The sequence below is a fragment of the Rheinheimera sp. genome (genome assembly GCF_030824435.1).
Classification (GTDB): Bacteria; Pseudomonadota; Gammaproteobacteria; order Enterobacterales; family Alteromonadaceae; genus Pararheinheimera.
Map to the genome: position 1 here is coordinate 15,078 of NZ_JAVBXS010000042.1, position 18,247 is coordinate 33,324.

Here is an 18,247-nt window from a genome sequence, read left to right on the forward strand (position 1 = left end):
TTAAGCCTCCGTTTTGGCGGCAAAATCCACCAGCTCGGCGCCATCTTTGACTAAATCGCCAGCAGCATAAAACAGCGCATTCACCACACCAGCAGCCGGCGCTTTAATGGCATATTCCATTTTCATCGCTTCCATCACCAGCAAGGTTTGGCCTGCTTCTACCTCTTGACCGGCTGCAACTAAAACCGCCACGACAGTGCCGTTCATCGGCGCTTTTAAGCTGCCAGCGCTTTCATCGTTTGTCGCCACTTCAACAACGGTTTTGTAATCAAAATCAAAACGTTGTTGTTTGATAAATACCGAAACCGTTTCCAGGAACTGGCTGACGCGTACTTTGCACTGATGGCCACTGATATTGGCGGTTAGCTCGTCGTGGTTTAACTGTGCGTTGATGGTTAAGCTTAAGTCAGCAACTGCAACCACAAAGGCGTCGGCCTGTTGGGTGATGCAAACTTGTTTGCTTTGTTCGCCTTGCGTTAAGTTAAAACTAACGCTGGCATTTTCATTCATCCGCCAACCAATGGCTGACTGCCATGGTGAGCTAGCGGTTGCTGATGGCTGTTGTTTTAGCAGCAAATATAACGCCGCTAGAATCAATGCCTGAGTCGGCTCATTTTGCTCTGGCGCAAACAGCTCCGCCTGGTGATGTTCAATAAAATGGGTGTCAAGTTCAGCACGGCCAAAAGCCGGGTGCTCTACCAGGCGGGTTAAAAAGTTTAAGTTGGTTTTTACCCCGGCAATACGGTAATCGTCCAGAGCTCTGCGCATACGAGCGATAGCCCGGTCGCGGCTTTCGTCCCAGACAATCAGTTTGGCAATCATCGGGTCGTAAAACGGCGATACTTCGTCGTTTTCCACCACACCAGTATCAATCCTCACATGACGGTTGGCGTCCGGCTGGCGTAAATAAGTCAGCTTGCCAGTGGCAGGCAGGAAGTTATTGTCCGGATCTTCAGCATAAACCCGCACTTCAATGGCATGACCATCCAGCGGAATTTCAGCTTGTGTCAGTGGCAGCGGCTGATTACTTGCTACCAACAACTGCCATTTCACTAAATCCTGGCCTGTGATCATTTCAGTCACAGGGTGTTCAACCTGCAAACGGGTGTTCATTTCCATAAAATAGAAAGAACCATCTTCGTCAAACAGGAATTCCACAGTACCGGCACCGGCATAACCTATGGCCTGCGCCGCTTTGACCGCCGCTTCGCCCATGGCTTTGCGCTGCGCCGCGCTGAAGTTTGGTGCCGGTGCTTCTTCAATCACTTTTTGATGGCGGCGCTGAATAGAACAATCACGTTCATGTAAATAAACGGCGTTACCAAAGTTGTCGGCAAACACCTGAATTTCCACATGACGGGGTTTGGTCAGATACCTTTCCATCAGGATTTTGTCGTTGCCAAAGCCGTTTAAGGCTTCGCGTTTGGCACTTTGCAGCTGCTCGAGAAACTCAGACTTTTGCCACACCACTTTCATGCCTTTGCCACCACCACCGTAGGCGGCTTTGAGCAGCAGCGGGTAACCCACCTTGTCGGCTTCCAGCGCTAAAAAGGCTTCATCCTGGTTGTCACCATGGTAGCCAGGCACCAGCGGCACACCGGCTTTGCTCATAATTTCTTTGGCGGCACTTTTACTGCCCATAGCCGCAATAGCAGGCACTGGCGGGCCAATAAAAACGACACCGGCTTTGGCGCAGGCAGCGGCAAAATCTTCGTTTTCCGATAAAAAGCCATATCCAGGATGCACAGCTTTAGCACCGGATTTTTGGGCTATTTCCAGAATTTTATCAGCACGTAAATAAGATTCTTTGCTGGGCGCCGGGCCTAATAAATAAGCTTCGTCAGCCATTTGCACATGGCGGGCATTGGCATCCGCTTCGGAATAAACTGCGACACAACGAATGCCCAGTTGATGGGCGGTTTTAATCACACGACAGGCAATTTCGCCGCGGTTGGCTATTAAAATTTTATCAAACATATTAAGCCTGTCCTTTTGAGTCTGTTGCTGCATTGTCGGCTGAATCATTGCCTGAATCGTTGAGCTGCCAGGCCGGCGTGCGTTTTTGCAAAAAGGCTGATAAACCTTCCTGACCTTCGCCGGAGACCCGGATTGCGGCAATACGGCGGCTGGTTTCGTCAATTAAAGCCTGAGTTGTCGGCTGATTGGCCACAGTAAAAATTAAGTTTTTGGCCGCTTTTACCGCAGCAGGGCTATTAGCGAGCAAAGTTTGCACCATGGCATCAGAAACACCATGCAATTCGTCGTCGCTGACCATTTGATGCAACAAACCTAAATGCAAAGCTTCGGCGGCAAAAAAACGTTCGGCCGTTAAAAAATACCGGCGGCTGGCACGCTCGCCAATGGCCCGCACCACATAGGGACTGATCACAGCAGGCATTAAACCAATTTTGACTTCGCTTAAACAAAAACTGGCTTTATCAGAAGCAATGGCAATATCACAACACGCCACTAAGCCAACTGCACCGCCAAAAGCCGCACCTTGCACTAAAGCAATGGTTGGGGCAGGGAAGTTGTCGAGCTTTTGCATCAGTTTGGCAAGTTCACCGGCGTCTAATAGATTTTCATCGTAATTTTTGTCGGCCATAGAGCGCATCCAGCCTAAATCGGCGCCAGCGCTAAAGTTTTTGCCATTGGAGCGCAGCAATAACACCCGCAGCTGTGGGTTTGCCGCAAACAAATCCAGCGCCTGAATCAGCTCCTGAATCATTTTATCGTTAAAGGCGTTATGCACTTCAGGGCGGTTCAGCACCAGTTGCGCTACACCACGCGGGTCGATGGAAGTGCTGATATAACTAAAATTCTGGTTTTGCATCATCAGTTCCCTTTACATCCGGAACACGCCAAAGCGTGTGTCTTCAATAGGCGCATTTAAAGATGCAGCAAGCGCCAAACCAACCACCATCCGGGTTTGCGCCGGGTCGATAATGCCATCGTCCCATAAGCGGCCAGAGGCATAATAAGGATGACCTTGTTGTTCATACTGCTCGATAATTGGTTTTTTCAAAGCAGCTTCAGCGTCGCTAGATAAAGTTTCGCCTTTGCGGGCTAAACCATCTTTAGTCACCTGCGCCATCACACCAGCGGCTTGTTCACCACCCATCACCGAAATACGGGCATTTGGCCACATCCACATCATGGTTGGGTCATAAGCACGCCCACACATACCGTAGTTACCGGCGCCATAAGAGCCACCGATCAGCACAGTAAATTTTGGCACTTTGGCACAAGACACTGCGGTCACCATTTTGGCGCCGTGCTTGGCAATACCTTCGGCTTCGTATTTTTGCCCCACCATAAAACCAGTGATGTTTTGCAGGAATAGAAGCGGAATTTTGCGCTGACAACAAAGCTCGATAAAGTGCGCGCCTTTTTGTGCTGACTCAGAAAATAAAATGCCGTTGTTGGCAACAATACCTACAGGGTTGCCAAAAATACGGGCAAAACCACAAACTAAAGTAGCGCCGTACAGCTGTTTAAATTCATCAAAATCAGAACCATCGACAATACGGGCGATGACTTCACGCACATCAAAAGGCTTTTTAAGGTCGGTGCCCACAATGCCGTATAACTCTTTGGCATCAAATAACGGCTCTTGTGAAGGTTTCACATCACGAAGCTGTGGCGCAGCTCGGTTTAAACGGGCAATGCTGTTACGCGCCAGTTGCAAAGCATGTTCATCGTTTTGCGCGTAATGGTCGGCAACACCGGAAATGCGGCAATGCACATCAGCACCACCTAAATCTTCGGCTGATACTTCTTCGCCGGTCGCGGCTTTCACCAGTGGCGGGCCAGCGAGGAAAATAGTGCCTTGTTCTTTCACAATAATAGATTCGTCCGCCATGGCAGGTACATAAGCACCACCTGCGGTACAGAGACCCATGACCACAGCAATTTGCGGAATGCCTTTGGCTGACATATTGGCCTGGTTAAAGAAAATGCGGCCAAAATGCAGTTTGTCCGGGAATACATCATCCTGACGCGGTAAGTTCGCACCACCCGAATCCACCAGATAAATACAAGGCAGCTGGCAACGCTCAGCAATTTCCTGGGCGCGTAAATGTTTTTTTACCGTCAGCGGATAATAAGTACCACCTTTGACCGTGGCATCATTGGCTACAATCATACATTCAACACCACTGACCCGGCCAATACCGGCAACAACACCAGCTGCTGGCACATAATCGTCATAACATTGCCAGGCGGCAAACTGACCAATTTCTAAAAAAGGAGAGCCAGGGTCCAGCAGCTTTTGAATACGGTCACGCACAAACAACTTACCGCGGCTGGTATGGCGGGCAATTAAAGCTTCACCACCACCGAGTTTAATTTGCTGCACTTTGCTGTTTAAATCATCCACCACGGCCTGCATCGCCTGGGCATTTTGCAAAAATTCAGCACTTCTTGGATTTACTTTGCTGCTTAATCTGGTCACTGAAGTCACCTATATACCCGTCATCCTTGAAGATGCGGGGTTGTTGTCTGCCATCACTCACCCCAGTCACATAGACTGCTATGCTCCTGGGGATTCGTTCAGTTGCCGCCTACCCGCATCATCAATGATTTTGGGTATAGAAATAATTGGAAGTCGTGCTTTGTCTGTAACTGCGCTTTTTGCTCTTATTGCGACGAAAGCAGGGGCGCAGCCCCGGAGTCGGATTGTGTTGTACCTTCGTTATGGAAAATTGAACGTACAACAAAGGAGAGTGAGAGCAAGATAAGCCGACCGTTGAGCAGCAGGGATGCTGCGAACCTAGCCCCCCAGGGATGGGTTGATGGGCGTGTCGGCGTTCTTGTTCTTACTCTCCGGCAAGCCAGTCGTTCAACTGGCAATTGCCGTGTTATTAATTCGACTCGTTAAACAGCTCCCGGCCTATTAACATACGACGGATTTCCGAAGTACCGGCGCCAATTTCATAGAGTTTGGCGTCACGTAATAAGCGGCCTGTCGGGTATTCGTTGATGTAGCCGTTACCACCGAGCAACTGAATGGCATCCAGCGCCATTTTGGTCGCCAGTTCAGCTGTATATAAAATTACCGCAGCAGCATCTTTACGGGTGGTTTCACCACGGTCACAAGCTTTGGCAACTGTGTAAGCATAAGCTTTGGCCGCATTCATCTGAGTGTACATATCGGCAATTTTGCCTTGTACCAGTTGGAACTCACCAATCGCCTGACCAAACTGCTTACGGTCATGGATGTAAGGTACCACCACGTCCATACAAGCCTGCATAATGCCAAGCGGACCGCCGGACAACACCAGACGTTCATAATCCAGACCCGACATCAGCACTTTTACGCCTGAGCCAACGCTGCCAAGCACGTTTTCTTCCGGCACTTCACAGTCTTCAAACACCAGCTCACAAGTGTTAGAACCGCGCATACCCAGTTTGTCGAGCTTTTGCGCCTGAGAAAAACCTTTAAAACCACGTTCCACAATAAAAGCAGTAATGCCTTTAGAGCCGGCGTTGATATCGGTTTTGGCATAAATCACATAAGTGTGGGCGTCAGGACCATTGGTGATCCACATTTTGTTGCCGTTTAAAATGTATTTATCACCGCGTTTTTCCGCCCGCAGTTTCATCGAAACCACGTCAGAGCCGGAGTTTGGCTCCGACATCGCCAAAGCACCAATATGTTCACCAGAGCACAGTTTTGGCAGATATTTCAGCTTCTGCGCTTCGTTGCCGTTTTTGAAAATCTGGTTTACACAAAGGTTAGAGTGAGCGCCATAAGACAAAGCCACAGAGGCTGAAGCGCGGCTAATTTCTTCCATCGCCACAATGTGTTCTAAATAACCTAAACCAGAACCACCGTATTTTTCGTCTACTGTCACGCCAAGCAAGCCTAAGTCGCCAAATTTGCGCCATAAGTCGTTTGGAAAGGCGTTGTCGTGGTCAATCTGAGCGGCGCGTGGGGCAATTTCTTCGCGGGCGAAGGCGTTCACCTGTTCGCGGATCATATCGACCGTTTCACCCAGGTCGAAGTTAAGCGATTTATAACTGCTAATCATGAAAGTTCCCCGTTTGCGGATTGGTTATTGGTTTTGGCTTCTGTGGTTTTGGCGTCAGTCAGCGTCTCGCGACAGCGTTTTTCAACGGTTACCAGTTCCATCAGCACCACTTTAATGTCGTCCATTTGCTGATGCAGCTCGACTTTTTTCTGCTCTATTAATTTCAGCATAATGGTGAGCTGGGTGACGCTGGATTTATCAGCGTCATAAAGTTCAAACAGTTGGCCGGTTTCTGACAAACTAAAACCTAAACGTTTGCCACGTAAAATAAGCTTCAGCCGCACCCTGTCTCTTTTGCTGTAAATGCGGGTTTGTCCCTGACGCAAAGGGGTGATAAGCCCTTGATCTTCGTAAAAACGAATACTGCGGGTGGTAATATCAAACTCTTTGGCAAGTTCGCTGATGCTATAGGTTTTGTCGTCTTTTTCTGTCATATCGGCCACCGTAAAAATCGCCGGTAACTATAAGTGAAGTTTACGTAAAGGTAAAGCTGATGGCTGGCATGAATATGGCAATCAGAAAAAACTGCGGCAAAAAATCTGCGTTTTGCGGTGCATCAACACCAACTGAATATAGCGGTGTTTAAAACTGTGTTTGTACTTCAACACTATGAATATAAACAATATGCTGCATTGTTTTTAACGTTATTCTACGCGTTTGAAGCCGCTGATTCACTGTAGTTAACTGCGAATTGTAAATTTAAACTGCCAATCACTGTCATCTCAGCGCCATATTCCCGAGCTTTAAAATAGGTCGATAACACCAAAGTGCTGGTCGGTTGACGTTGGCGTAAACGTAAATTTGGTGTAGGCTCATGCACAGTTGCAAACAGCAGGGTAGACACCCACAAATTTCGGAGAGCAGAATTCATGGCGCAGCAGAATCAAGTAGTGATAGTGGCGGCAAAACGCACAGTAATGGGCGGTTTTATTGGTGGTTTGGCCGATGTCAGCGCCACCGATTTAGGTGCCACTGCTATTAGTGCCGCTTTAGCTCAGTCTGGTATTGCCGCTGATAAAATCAGTGAAGTGATTATGGGTTGTGTGTTGCCGGCAGGACTCGGCCAGGCGCCAGCCCGTCAGGCGGTGTTAAAAGCTGGCCTGCCATTATCCGCAGGTGCCACCACTATTAATAAGGTTTGTGGTTCTGGCTTAAAAGCTGTGATGTTAGCCTCCGACTTATTAAAAGCCGGCAGTGCCGATGTAGTGGTAGCGGGTGGCATGGAGTCTATGTCGAACGCACCTTATATTCTGCCAAAAGCCCGCTCTGGTATGCGCATGGGCCATGGTGAAGTGAAAGATCACATGATGCTGGATGGTCTGGAAAACGCTTATGACGGTAAAGCCATGGGTTGTTTTGCCCAGGTAACCGCCAATGAGCAGGATTTTAGCCGTGAAGCGATGGACGCTTTTGCCGTGCAGTCTTTGACCCGCGCACAAAAGGCCATCGCTGATGGTGCTTTTGTCGCTGAAATTGCCCCTGTCACTATTCAAAGCCGTAAAGGGGAAGTGGTATTTGCCACTGACGAACAACCCGGCAATGCCAAAGTTGATAAAATTCCAACGCTGCGTCCGGCTTTTGCCAAAGACGGCACTATCACAGCTGCCAACTCAAGCTCTATTTCCGATGGTGCTGCGGCATTAGTGTTGATGCGTGAAACAGATGCTTTAGCACAAGGTGCAACCCCTCTGGCCCGTGTGGTTGGTCATGCCACCCATTCAATGGAACCAGCGTTATTTACCGTTGCTCCGGTCGGCGCCATGACAAAATTGCTCAGCAACTTAGGCTGGGACAAAAACGACGTGGACCTGTGGGAAATTAACGAAGCTTTTGCAATGGTCACTATGCTGGCCATCAAAGAAATGGGCCTGGACAGCAACAAAGTGAACGTCAATGGTGGCGCATGTGCTTTAGGTCACCCAATTGGTGCTTCGGGCGCCCGTATTCTGGTGACTTTAATTCACGCGCTGAAGGCCCGTGGCCTGAAACGTGGTATCGCTTCTTTATGTATTGGCGGTGGTGAGGCTGTGGCATTAGCGGTTGAAGTTGTTTAACGGCTAAAGCCACAGGCTTCAGTAAAAAGGCTGTTTTCGCGGTCTAATAGCTAAGCCTAAAAGCTAATTCTAAAAAATATAAGCAGTGGCAAGTACCACGCAACAAATCCAAAGCCCGGTGCTAAAAGCCCCGGGTTTTTCTGAAAATCCGGGGCAGCGCTCAGAAGGTGGCTGCTTCCAAACGGGGAAAAAGTTATGACCACTCAGGTTCAGCTGTTTATCAACGGCGAGTTTGTGCACTCAAAAAGTGAAAAGTTTATCCCGGTGACAAATCCTGCCACGCAGGAAGTGATCGCTCAGGTGCCATGCACCACCATGGACGAGATGGAACATGCTATCAGCTCGGCCAAAGAAGCGTTTTTGAGCTGGAAAGAAACGCCGGTATCAGAACGCGCCCGTTTAATGATGCGTTTTGCCGCTCTGTTAAAAGAACATCAGGCTGATATTGCCGACATTATTTGCCGTGAACTTGGCAAAACAGTGGAAGACGCCAAAGGCGACGTCTGGCGTGGTATTGAAGTGGTCGAACAAGCTGCCAATATCCCATCTTTAATGATGGGTGAAACCGTTGAAAACGTGGCGCGCAGCATCGACACTTATAGCTATATTCAGCCACTGGGTGTCTGCGCTGGTATTACGCCATTTAACTTCCCGGCCATGATTCCGCTTTGGATGTTCCCTATGGCCATTGCCTGTGGCAACACTTTTGTATTAAAGCCTTCTGAACAAGATCCAATGACGGTAAACCGTATTGCTGAACTGTTTGCAGAAGCCGGCGCGCCAAAAGGTGTGTTGCAGGTGGTGCACGGTAATAAAGAACAAGTGGACGTATTGCTGCACCATAAAGAAATTAAAGCCATTTCTTTTGTTGGTTCAGTGAATGTGGGTCAATACATTTACAAAACCGGCACTGACAATTTAAAACGGGTACAGGCTTTTGCCGGTGCCAAAAACCATATGGTGATTATGCCTGATGCCAATAAAAATCAGGTGGTGAACGCCCTGGTGGGTGCATCAGTGGGTGCTGCAGGTCAACGTTGTATGGCCATTTCTGTGGCTGTATTTGTTGGTGCTGCCGCTGAGTGGATCCCGGAAGTGGCTGCTGCTATTGGCAAAGTACGTCCTGGTGTTTATACCGATCCAAACGCAGCTTATGGCCCGCAAATCAGCCCGCAAGCCCGTGCCCGGGTGCTGTCTTTGATTGACCAGGGTAAAAAAGAAGGCGCTACTTGTCTGGTCGACGGCTCCAACATAGTGGTGGACGGTTATCCAAATGGTAACTGGGTTGGCCCAACAGTGTTCTCTAATGTCACCACCGATATGGCGATTTATAAAGAAGAAATTTTTGGCCCTGTGCTCAACACCATGAGCGTGAACTCGCTGGATGAAGCTATTGCTTTAGTGAATTCAAGCCCATTTGGTAACGGCACCGCCATTTTTACCGCCAGCGGCCATGCTGCCCGTAAATATCAGCATGAAGTGGAAGTCGGTCAGGTCGGTATTAATATTCCTATTCCGGTGCCACTGCCGTTTTTCTCTTTTACCGGCTGGAAAGGCTCTTTCTACGGCGACCAACACGCTTATGGTAAACAGGCAGTGCGTTTTTACACTGAAACCAAAACCATTACCGCCCGTTGGTTTGAAGACGATATGGCAGCGACAGGGCCAAATATGTCGATTAACCTGCGTTAACAATAACTTTTGTTGTGAGGGCCAGCTGACTGGCTCTGACACGCGGACCCGCCGCGCGCTCCCCGCGCGGCTTTTGATTGTCCGCTTAGCCAGTGCCAATCATCAGTCCCGGCAGCACTTTATGCGCGTGACCACTGGAACGGCACATCAAATACAAGATAAAAAGCGAACAGCCGTCTACCGAAGCGTATAAACGCTGATAAAAGTCAGCAGACGATAGTGGTGTTTTGCAACAATGAATGTCGGATGTCGCAGGCCAAACAGCTTATTTGAAGGTGTACTCTATGAATTTTAATTTAACCGAAGATCAACAAGCTTTTGCAGAAACGGCCCGTCAGTTTGCTGAAACTGAACTGGCCCCTTTTGCTGCTGAATGGGACAGAACTCATCATTTTCCAAAAGATGTGCTGCAAAAAGCCGGTGAACTGGGCTTTTGCTCGTTATATACCCCGGAAGATGCCGGTGGTTTAGGTTTATCGCGGCTTGATTCTTCGATTATTTTTGAGCAGCTGGCCATGGGTTGTACCGCCACCACCGCCATGTTAACTATTCATAATATGGCTACCTGGATGATTGCCACCTGGGGCACCGAAATCACTAAAAACGAATGGTGCCCAAGCCTGGTCACGGGCGAGAAGCTGGCTTCTTATTGTTTAACAGAACCAGGCTCAGGATCAGATGCGGCCTCACTTCGCACCAGCGCCAAAAAAGACGGCGATTTTTATGTGCTGAACGGCTCCAAGATGTTTATCTCAGGTGCAGGTTCCACTGAAGTGTTAGTGGTGATGGCGCGCACCGGCGAGGCAGGGCCTAAAGGTATTTCTGCTTTTGTGGTGCCAGCTGATGCTGCCGGTGTCATTTACGGCAAAGCGGAAGAGAAAATGGGCTGGAATGCGCAACCAACCCGTTTAGTCACTTTTGATAATGTCCGTATTCCAGCGCATAACCTGTTAGGCAACGAAGGTGAAGGTTTTACTTTTGCCATGAAAGGCCTGGACGGTGGTCGTATTAATATTGCCACTTGTTCTATTGGTACTGCCCAGCAGGCGCTGAATACTGCCCGTAACTATATGCTGGAGCGTGAGCAGTTTGGCAAACCACTGGCGGCTTTTCAGGCATTGCAGTTTAAATTGGCCGACATGGCAACTGAGCTGGTTGCGGCCAGACAGTTGGTACGCTTGGCAGCATTTAAGCTAGACACTGATGACGCTGAAAAAACTGCTTATTGCGCCATGGCCAAACGTTTTGCCACTGATATCGGTTTCCAGGTCTGTGATCAGGCACTGCAAATCCATGGTGGTTATGGTTATATCAAAGAATATCCGCTGGAGCGGCATTTCCGCGATGTCCGGGTGCACCAGATTTTAGAAGGCACCAATGAAATTATGCGCCTTATTATTGGTCGTCGTTTGCTTGACAGTGCCGCCGGCGACATTTTATAAGCTGGGTAAAAGCCGCCTGTTATTAAAGACGGCTTTTACAATTACGAGGCAGCAAACTCAGCAACTCTCCAGCAAAATGAGGCTACTTTTTATCAGTTTTAACAGCCTCTTTTGCAAAAAATAATAAAGAAGGATTTGTTATGTCACAACTGAAGCTGGAAAAGCGGGGCCATACCGCACTGATTACCATCAGCAATCCACCTGCTAATACCTGGACCCGCGACACTCTGACGCAACTGCGTGACGCAGTGAAGTCGTTAGAACAAGACAACAATATTTATGCTTTGGTGATTACCGGTGAAGGGCAGAAGTTTTTTTCCGCTGGTGCTGATTTAAATCTGTTTGCTTCAGGTGACAAAGCCATAGCCTCTGATATGTCACGTATTTTTGGTGAAGCTTATGAAACTCTGTCGGCCTTTCGGGGTGTTTCTATTGCCGCTATTAACGGTTATGCCATGGGTGGTGGTTTAGAAGTGGCTTTGGCCTGTGATTTACGTATTGCCGAAGAGCAGGCGCAACTGGCGCTGCCGGAAGCCAAAGTAGGTTTATTACCTTGTGCCGGTGGTACCCAAAACCTGGCATGGCTGGTGGGTGAAGGTTGGGCTAAACGCATGATTTTATGTGGTGAGCGTATTGGCTCCGCCAAAGCTTTGCAAATTGGTCTGGTGGAAGAAGTGGTCGCTACTGGGTTGGCGCTTGAGACAGCTTTATTGCTGGCCGATAAAGTGGCAGAGCAAAGCCCGCCCGCTGTGACCGCCTGTAAAAAACTGATCCAGCAAGGCCGTAGTGGCAGTATCACAGCAGCACTGCCGCTTGAGCGTGAGTTATTTGTTGGCCTGTTTGATACCAAAGACCAGGTGGAAGGTGTGTCGGCTTTCTTGCAAAAACGTAAAGCAAACTGGGTGAATGGCTGATGACAGAAACAACTCAAGCTTCAGAAGCAGTGGTGCTGTTTAACACTATCATTGCCGACAACGGCAAACTGATTGGTGTTGCTACGCTGAACAGTGAAAAGTCGTTAAACGCCTTAAGTTTGCCGATGGTGGAGCTGTTGTTACCACAGCTTCTGGCCTGGAAAGAAGACACTCAAATTGCGATGGTGATGCTGGAAGGTGCCGGCGATAAAGCCTTTTGTGCCGGTGGGGATATCCGCGATTTGTATCACAGTATGCGCAGTGAACCCGGCAGTTTTCAGCCTTATGTGCGGGATTTTTTCACCAAAGAATACAGTCTGGATTATCTTATTCACACTTTTGATAAACCTGTGCTGGTGTGGGGCAATGGTATTGTGATGGGCGGTGGCCTTGGTTTAATGGCCGGCGCGTCGCACCGTATTGTGACCAGCACGTCGCGTATTGCGATGCCGGAAATGGCGATTGGGTTGTATCCGGATGTTGGTGGCAGCTGGTTTTTAAACCGCATGCCTAAAGGTTGTGGTTTGTTTTTAGGCTTAACCGGTGCTTCTATTAATGCAGCTGACGCTAAACTGATTGATTTAGCTGACCATTTTATTCCGCATGATAAAAAATCTTTAGTGATTGAAAAACTAAAAGCCATTCGTTGGGGCAATACGGTGGCTCTGAATCATCAGAAGTTGTCGGATGAACTGTTGAACCTCGAAGAGCTGTCGCGTAATCAACAACCTGCCAGTCAAATCCGTTTACATCAGACTGCGATTGCGGCACTTGCCGATACAGCAGATTTAACCAGCGCCATGCAAGCTATTCTGGCTATTCAAGGGGACGACAGCTGGCTGAGCAAAGCCAAAGCCTCTTTGCAATACGGCAGCCCAATCACAGCGCATATTGTGTATCGGTTGTTGCAGCTGGGCCAGTCAAAAATATTGGCGGACAGTTTCCGGCTGGAACTTTGCCTGAGCGTGCAATGTGGCAAGCTGGGTGAATTTACCGAAGGCGTGCGGGCGCTGTTGATTGATAAAGATCAAAAGCCTAATTGGTTATATCCGGACGTGGCTTCAGTGCCACCGGCTGTGATTGATGAATTATTCCGCTCACCATGGCCAGACAACGAACATCCGCTTTGTGAGCTTGGCAAAGTACATTAAAGATAAGTCACAATGATTAAAGGTTGTTTGCAACAGCCTTGCTGCAGAACAAGGAAGCCGCCACTTTTAATCACTGCACTTTTAATCACTGTACTTTTAATGATGGCGCTTTTTATCAAGGCATCAGCACTTCACAGTGTGGCTGCCAAAAACCAGACATTACCGGTTTGCAGAAGCTGCTAAAGCAGTCCGCCGGTTCAGAAAAAACGGGGAAATATCATGGCGTTAGTTGCTTTTATTGGTTTAGGAAATATGGGTGGCCCTATGGCCATCAATTTGCTCAAAGCCGGCCACCAGGTTCAGGCTTTTGATTTATCAAAAGACGCGCTGGCACAGGTGCAGGCTGAAGGTGCTGTGGTTGCAGCTTCGGCTTTGGATGCGGTTAAAGGTGCTGAGTTTATTATTTCAATGCTGCCTGCCGGTAAACATGTAGCCGGTTTATACCTGGGCGAGCAGGGTGTTGCCGGGCATATTGCCAAAAACGCTTTGGTGCTGGATTGTTCAACGATAGATGCCGCAACAGCGCGCAGTGTTGGTGCAGGTTTGGCGGCACAAGGCATAGCCTTTATTGATGCGCCGGTGTCCGGTGGTGTTGGCGGCGCCAAAGCCGGAACTCTGACTTTTATTGTTGGTGGCTCGGCACAAAATTTTGAACGCGCCAAAACAGTGCTGGAAGCTATGGGTAAAAACCTGTTCCACGCCGGTGATGTGGGCGCAGGTCAGGTGGCCAAAATCTGCAACAATATGCTGCTTTCTATTTTAATGGCAGGCACCAGTGAGGCTTTGCAGCTGGGTATCGACAACGGGCTGGATCCGAAAGTGTTGTCCGACATTATGCTGAAAAGCTCTGGCCGTAACTGGACTTTAGAGCTGTATAACCCTTGCCCTGATGTACAGCCCAATGTGCCGTCCAGCAATAATTATCAGGGTGGTTTTATGGTGGATCTGATGGCCAAAGATTTAGGTCTTGCCGCTGAATGTGCCCAGCTTAGTCAGTCAGCAACGCCTATGGGTTCGCTGGCGCGCAATTTATATGTGACCCATCAGCGTCATGGCAATGGCAAACTGGATTTTTCCAGTATTTTCCGCCTCTTTGCTAAAAAATAAAGCTTGGCAAAACAATATACACTGATAATAAAGCTTTGTATTTCAAAGCATTTTAATAAAGGTCGATTATGAATTTACAAGGAAAAACTATTGTTATCACCGGTGGCGCTCAGGGCCTCGGCCTGGAGATGGCAAAAATGTGTGCAGCACAAGGTGCCCAACTGGCACTGATAGACATGAACGAAAGTCAGTTACAACAGGCGAAAACTGAACTGGGCAACCAGATAACAGTACGCACTTATATCGCCAATGTGGCAGTTGAAGCCGAAGTTGAAGCCACTTTTGCTGCTATTGATACCGATTTTGACGGTATTGATGGGCTGATTAACAACGCCGGCATTTTGCGCGACGGTTTATTGCTGAAATTTAAAGACGGTGAGCTGCAAAGCAAAATGTCGTTACAGCAATTTCAGTCGGTGATTGATGTCAACCTGACCGGGGTGTTTTTATGTGGCCGTGAAGCTGCAGCCAGCATGGTTAAACGTGGCCGTAAAGGTGTCATTATTAATATGTCCAGTGTGGCGCGCTCAGGCAATATGGGCCAGACCAACTACGCTGCTGCCAAAGCAGGTGTAGTTGCCATGACAGTGACCTGGGCCCGCGAGCTGGGTCGTTACGGCATTCGTGTGGGTGCTATTGCCCCTGGTGTTATTCGTACTGCCATGACAGATGCAATGAAACCAGAAGCCCGCGACCGTTTGGAAAAAATGAAACCTGTTGGCAGATTGGGCGAAGCCAGCGAAATTGCCCACACCGCAAAATACATTTTTGAAAACGATTTTTTCACCGGCCGTGTGGTGGAAATTGACGGTGGTATTTCGATGTAATGTCAGGCGTTTGCCGCTTGTTATAAACCACATCCATCGGATGTGGTTTGAAAGTGATAGTAAAAAGCCCGCATTAGAAGCGGGCTTTTTACTGTTTGGTTGCTGATAAATATAACTAATCAATCAAACCATATTGCTGTTTCAGCACTTCGATAATTTCCGCTTTTGGATTGGCGGACAACTGAATTGTTTTACCAACAACCTTTTCTGCTATGCCCAAATAAGTACGGGAAATATCCATCATCACTGCCGTTGGTAAAGCATTATCGCGTGCCAAAGCTTCGCGCTCCGGCATGCGGTCTTTGTTCAGCAGAATATCCGGATCCGGGAAGTTATTTAATAACCACTGGCGGAAACCTTCTTTGGACTGCTCCACAATATGGCCGTCGCGCCAGGCAGCGCCGTCCCAAATGCGTGAGCTGTCTGGTGTGCCCACTTCGTCCATATAAATCAGTTTGTCTTTGCCATCGGCGCCTTTGACATAACCAAACTCAAATTTGGTATCTACAAACATCTGATCAAGCGCGGCCAAAGCATCACTGATCACGCCAAAACCTTGTTTTAACAGCTTTTCATAGAGGTCGATATCTGACACCTGTTCAAAACCAAAGGCTTTGCTGTGACGTTCAATATCAGCGCGGGAAATATTCACATCATCGGCTTCCGGTACACCGGCAAGGCCAGTCAGAATACCTTTGGTAGAAGGGGTAATTAAAATTTCCGGCAGTTTTTGGTCCTTCTGCAGACCTTCCGGCAAGGTGATACCACAAAATTCACGTTCACCTTTGCTATAAGCACGCCACATAGAGCCGGTGATGTACTGGCGGGCAATAGCTTCAATTTTTACCGGGCGGGCTTTTTGCACTATCCACACCAGCGGGTGCGGAATATCCAGAATATGGCTGTCGGCCAAACCCTGTTGTTTAAACAACGAAAACCAATGGTTGGAGATGGCATTGAGCGCCGCACCTTTGCCTGGTACGCCGTTTAAGCCGTTTTCACCGTGCCAGATGCAGTCAAAAGCAGAAATACGGTCGCTGATCACCATAATAGCCAGTGGGGTGTCGGCGGCGACCGGATAATTTTTCTCTTTGATAAGCCGGGCGCTGTCAGCCGGCGTCAGCCAATACACACTGCGGACTTTGCCGGAGTGAACAGGTAAATGGGTACGAATTGGCAAGTCGTCATTAACCGCCAGAACCTGGGTTGCAAGAGTCATCATCACATCTTCTGTTGCTGAAAAAAGGCGGGGCTAAGTCTAACAGAAAGCAAAGCGCAACAGAATCTGGCAGTACAGATAAAATGGCTCTGGTATCATGGCTTTTTTATATCCGGAAGAAGGATTTATTTTGTGATGGCCGAGCTTTCCCCACCGGCAAGTTGTCCTTTATGCCTTGGCAAAGACAACCATTTTTACCATCAGGATAAAAAGCGCAGCTATTTTCAGTGCCAACATTGCCAGCTGGTGTTTGCCGATGCCAACAGTCATTTAGCGGCGGACGCTGAAGTTGCTATTTACCAGCAACATGAAAATAACCCGCTGGATCAACGTTATCGGGCATTTTTAAATAAACTGGCGGCGCCTTTGCTGGAGAGGTTGGGCAATAGCGGCTTAAGTGGCCTGGATTTTGGCTGTGGCCCTGGCCCGACTTTATCTTTGATGTTGCAGGAAGCAGGGCAAAAGATGGCAGTGTTTGACCCGTATTTTGCCAATCAACCTGAAGTACTGACACAACAATATGATTTTATTTGTAGTACCGAAGCCATTGAGCATTTTTACCAACCGGTCAACGAATGGGCCTTGTGGTTAAAGCTATTAAAAACAAATGGTTGGCTTGGGTTGATGACAAAGCTGGCGCCTGTTCAAGCAGAGTTTGCTCTTTGGCATTATAAAAACGACCCGACCCATGTATGTTTTTTTAGCCGTGATACCTTTTTATTTTTGGCCAACCGCGATGGTTTTAGCCTTGAATTTATTGGCAACGATGTGATTCTGTTGCAAAAAATATAAGCAGATAAGGACTGAGTTCAAATGGATTTGCTACAACCACAATTGCTGATTTGGCTGCTGTTGGCTCTTGCCATCACGCTGGTTTTTTTGAGTCATGCAAAAGCAGCAGCTGCCAGTATGAGCACTCTTAACCTTCAGGCTGATGCTAAAACTGAGGTTAAAACGCGCGCTTTATGGTTGCGTTTTTCTGGGCAAAATAAGTTACGGCAGGCCAGCTGGTTGTTGCTTGTTGCGGCTTTAGCAATTGCTATTTTACTGGAGAGGCTGAAGCTCCCTACAGCGGTGCTCCTTGTGGCACTATTTAGCGGGGTGTTTTTACTAAAAGATGGTCAAAAACGCTGGCAAAAAGTTGTCCGCCATTCAGGGGTTATTTTGCTGTCACTGGCGCTGAGTCTGCACTTAGTACCAGGTTTTGATAACTGGCAGCTATTGAATCAGGTGCAGCTCAGTGCACAAAGCCGGCCTTTTTCGTTATATCTGAATCTGGATAAACCGCTGGTATTTTTCCTGTTGTTATTACTGCTGCCTGATTTAACCGGCCGTTATCGTTTGAACTTCAGTGCAACTATCAAACTCTTATTGATAAGCCTGTTGGCTATTAGCGTTATTTCAGCTTTGGCGGTTCTTGCGGGTTTTGTGGCACTGGAGTGGAAGATACCGCATTGGTGGTGGTTATTTGCATGCAATAACCTGCTATTCACTTGTGTGGTGGAAGAAGCTTTTTTCCGAGGTTATTTGCAGCGCCTACTGAGCCAAAAAACCGGAGCTGTTGTTGCCATGGTGCTGGTGGCTTTGTTATTTGGTTTGGCGCATCTGGGCGGTGGTTGGCTTTATGCGCTGCTCGCGACAGGGGCTGGTTTGTTTTACGGTTACCTTTATTGGCGCAGTGGCAGTTTGCTGGTGGCCGTTGCCGGACATTTTATGGTGAATATAGTGCATTTATTTGTGCTGACTTATCCGGCGCTGCGCTAAAGCAGTTGTTTTATGTCTATTGGTTTTATCTACAAATATTGGCAA

Annotated in this window: 15 protein-coding genes; 9 read left to right on the plus strand and 6 right to left on the minus strand. The window is 48.3% G+C overall.

Going from position 1 to position 18,247, the window contains the following annotated elements; translation table 11 throughout:
- The 5 genes from RCH83_RS10225 to RCH83_RS10245 all read right to left on the minus strand — a co-directional run bounded on the left by RCH83_RS10225 (position 1) and on the right by RCH83_RS10245 (position 6,466).
- Positions 1-1,977 (minus strand): acetyl/propionyl/methylcrotonyl-CoA carboxylase subunit alpha, encoded by a 1,977-nt coding sequence (locus RCH83_RS10225; RefSeq protein ID WP_306521637.1) that lies wholly within the window; start codon positions 1,975-1,977, stop codon positions 1-3.
- 1 nt (position 1,978) lies between these two features.
- The gene (locus RCH83_RS10230; protein ID WP_306521639.1) at positions 1,979-2,833 is read right to left on the minus strand and encodes an enoyl-CoA hydratase-related protein; all 855 of its coding nucleotides are present in this window, start codon (positions 2,831-2,833) and stop codon (positions 1,979-1,981) included.
- A 12-nt stretch (positions 2,834-2,845) separates the two neighbouring features.
- Complete coding sequence (locus RCH83_RS10235) at positions 2,846-4,390, minus strand: carboxyl transferase domain-containing protein (RefSeq protein WP_373689765.1); 1,545 nt, start codon at positions 4,388-4,390, stop codon at positions 2,846-2,848.
- A 472-nt stretch (positions 4,391-4,862) separates the two neighbouring features.
- On the minus strand, positions 4,863-6,032 hold the full coding sequence (locus tag RCH83_RS10240) for an isovaleryl-CoA dehydrogenase (RefSeq protein WP_306521641.1): 1,170 nt from the start codon (positions 6,030-6,032) through the stop codon (positions 4,863-4,865).
- Positions 6,029-6,466 carry a MerR family DNA-binding transcriptional regulator gene (locus RCH83_RS10245; protein WP_306521643.1) on the minus strand — a complete coding sequence of 146 codons (438 nt, stop codon included), beginning with the start codon at positions 6,464-6,466 and terminating at the stop codon, positions 6,029-6,031. The genes RCH83_RS10240 and RCH83_RS10245 overlap by 4 nt, the downstream gene beginning before the upstream one ends.
- Positions 6,467-6,901: 435 nt before the next feature.
- Here RCH83_RS10245 and RCH83_RS10250 point away from each other — a divergent pair, with 435 nt between their 5' ends.
- The 7 genes from RCH83_RS10250 (at position 6,902) to RCH83_RS10280 (ending at position 15,219) form a co-directional block, all read left to right on the plus strand.
- The gene (locus RCH83_RS10250; protein ID WP_306521645.1) at positions 6,902-8,086 is read left to right on the plus strand and encodes an acetyl-CoA C-acyltransferase; all 1,185 of its coding nucleotides are present in this window, start codon (positions 6,902-6,904) and stop codon (positions 8,084-8,086) included.
- A 195-nt stretch (positions 8,087-8,281) separates the two neighbouring features.
- Positions 8,282-9,778: a CoA-acylating methylmalonate-semialdehyde dehydrogenase gene (locus RCH83_RS10255; RefSeq protein ID WP_306521647.1), complete on the plus strand. Its 1,497-nt coding sequence runs from the start codon at positions 8,282-8,284 to the stop codon at positions 9,776-9,778.
- A 284-nt stretch (positions 9,779-10,062) separates the two neighbouring features.
- Positions 10,063-11,220: an acyl-CoA dehydrogenase family protein gene (locus RCH83_RS10260; protein WP_306521649.1), complete on the plus strand. Its 1,158-nt coding sequence runs from the start codon at positions 10,063-10,065 to the stop codon at positions 11,218-11,220.
- Between the two features lie 140 nt (positions 11,221-11,360).
- Complete coding sequence (locus RCH83_RS10265; protein ID WP_306521651.1) at positions 11,361-12,134, plus strand: enoyl-CoA hydratase; 774 nt, start codon at positions 11,361-11,363, stop codon at positions 12,132-12,134.
- Positions 12,134-13,285, plus strand: a complete 1,152-nt coding sequence (locus tag RCH83_RS10270; protein WP_306521653.1) for an enoyl-CoA hydratase/isomerase family protein — start codon at positions 12,134-12,136, stop codon at positions 13,283-13,285. The genes RCH83_RS10265 and RCH83_RS10270 overlap by 1 nt, the downstream gene beginning before the upstream one ends.
- A gap of 219 nt (positions 13,286-13,504) precedes the next feature.
- Positions 13,505-14,392, plus strand: coding sequence for a 3-hydroxyisobutyrate dehydrogenase (gene mmsB / locus RCH83_RS10275; RefSeq protein ID WP_306521656.1), 888 nt, complete (start codon positions 13,505-13,507; stop codon positions 14,390-14,392).
- 68 nt (positions 14,393-14,460) lie between these two features.
- Positions 14,461-15,219 (plus strand): SDR family oxidoreductase, encoded by a 759-nt coding sequence (locus tag RCH83_RS10280; RefSeq protein ID WP_306521658.1) that lies wholly within the window; start codon positions 14,461-14,463, stop codon positions 15,217-15,219.
- Between the two features lie 115 nt (positions 15,220-15,334).
- Here RCH83_RS10280 and RCH83_RS10285 read toward each other — a convergent pair whose 3' ends face one another.
- A complete protein-coding gene (locus RCH83_RS10285) occupies positions 15,335-16,441 on the minus strand; it encodes a phosphoribosylaminoimidazolesuccinocarboxamide synthase (RefSeq protein WP_306521660.1) in 1,107 nt (368 codons plus the stop codon).
- 132 nt (positions 16,442-16,573) lie between these two features.
- Here RCH83_RS10285 and RCH83_RS10290 point away from each other — a divergent pair, with 132 nt between their 5' ends.
- Both RCH83_RS10290 and RCH83_RS10295 read left to right on the plus strand, forming a co-directional pair.
- Positions 16,574-17,230, plus strand: a complete 657-nt coding sequence (locus RCH83_RS10290) for a class I SAM-dependent methyltransferase (RefSeq protein WP_306521662.1) — start codon at positions 16,574-16,576, stop codon at positions 17,228-17,230.
- Positions 17,231-17,521: 291 nt separating this feature from the next.
- Positions 17,522-18,202 carry a CPBP family intramembrane glutamic endopeptidase gene (locus RCH83_RS10295; protein ID WP_306521665.1) on the plus strand — a complete coding sequence of 227 codons (681 nt, stop codon included), beginning with the start codon at positions 17,522-17,524 and terminating at the stop codon, positions 18,200-18,202.
- Positions 18,203-18,247 lie beyond the last annotated feature (45 nt).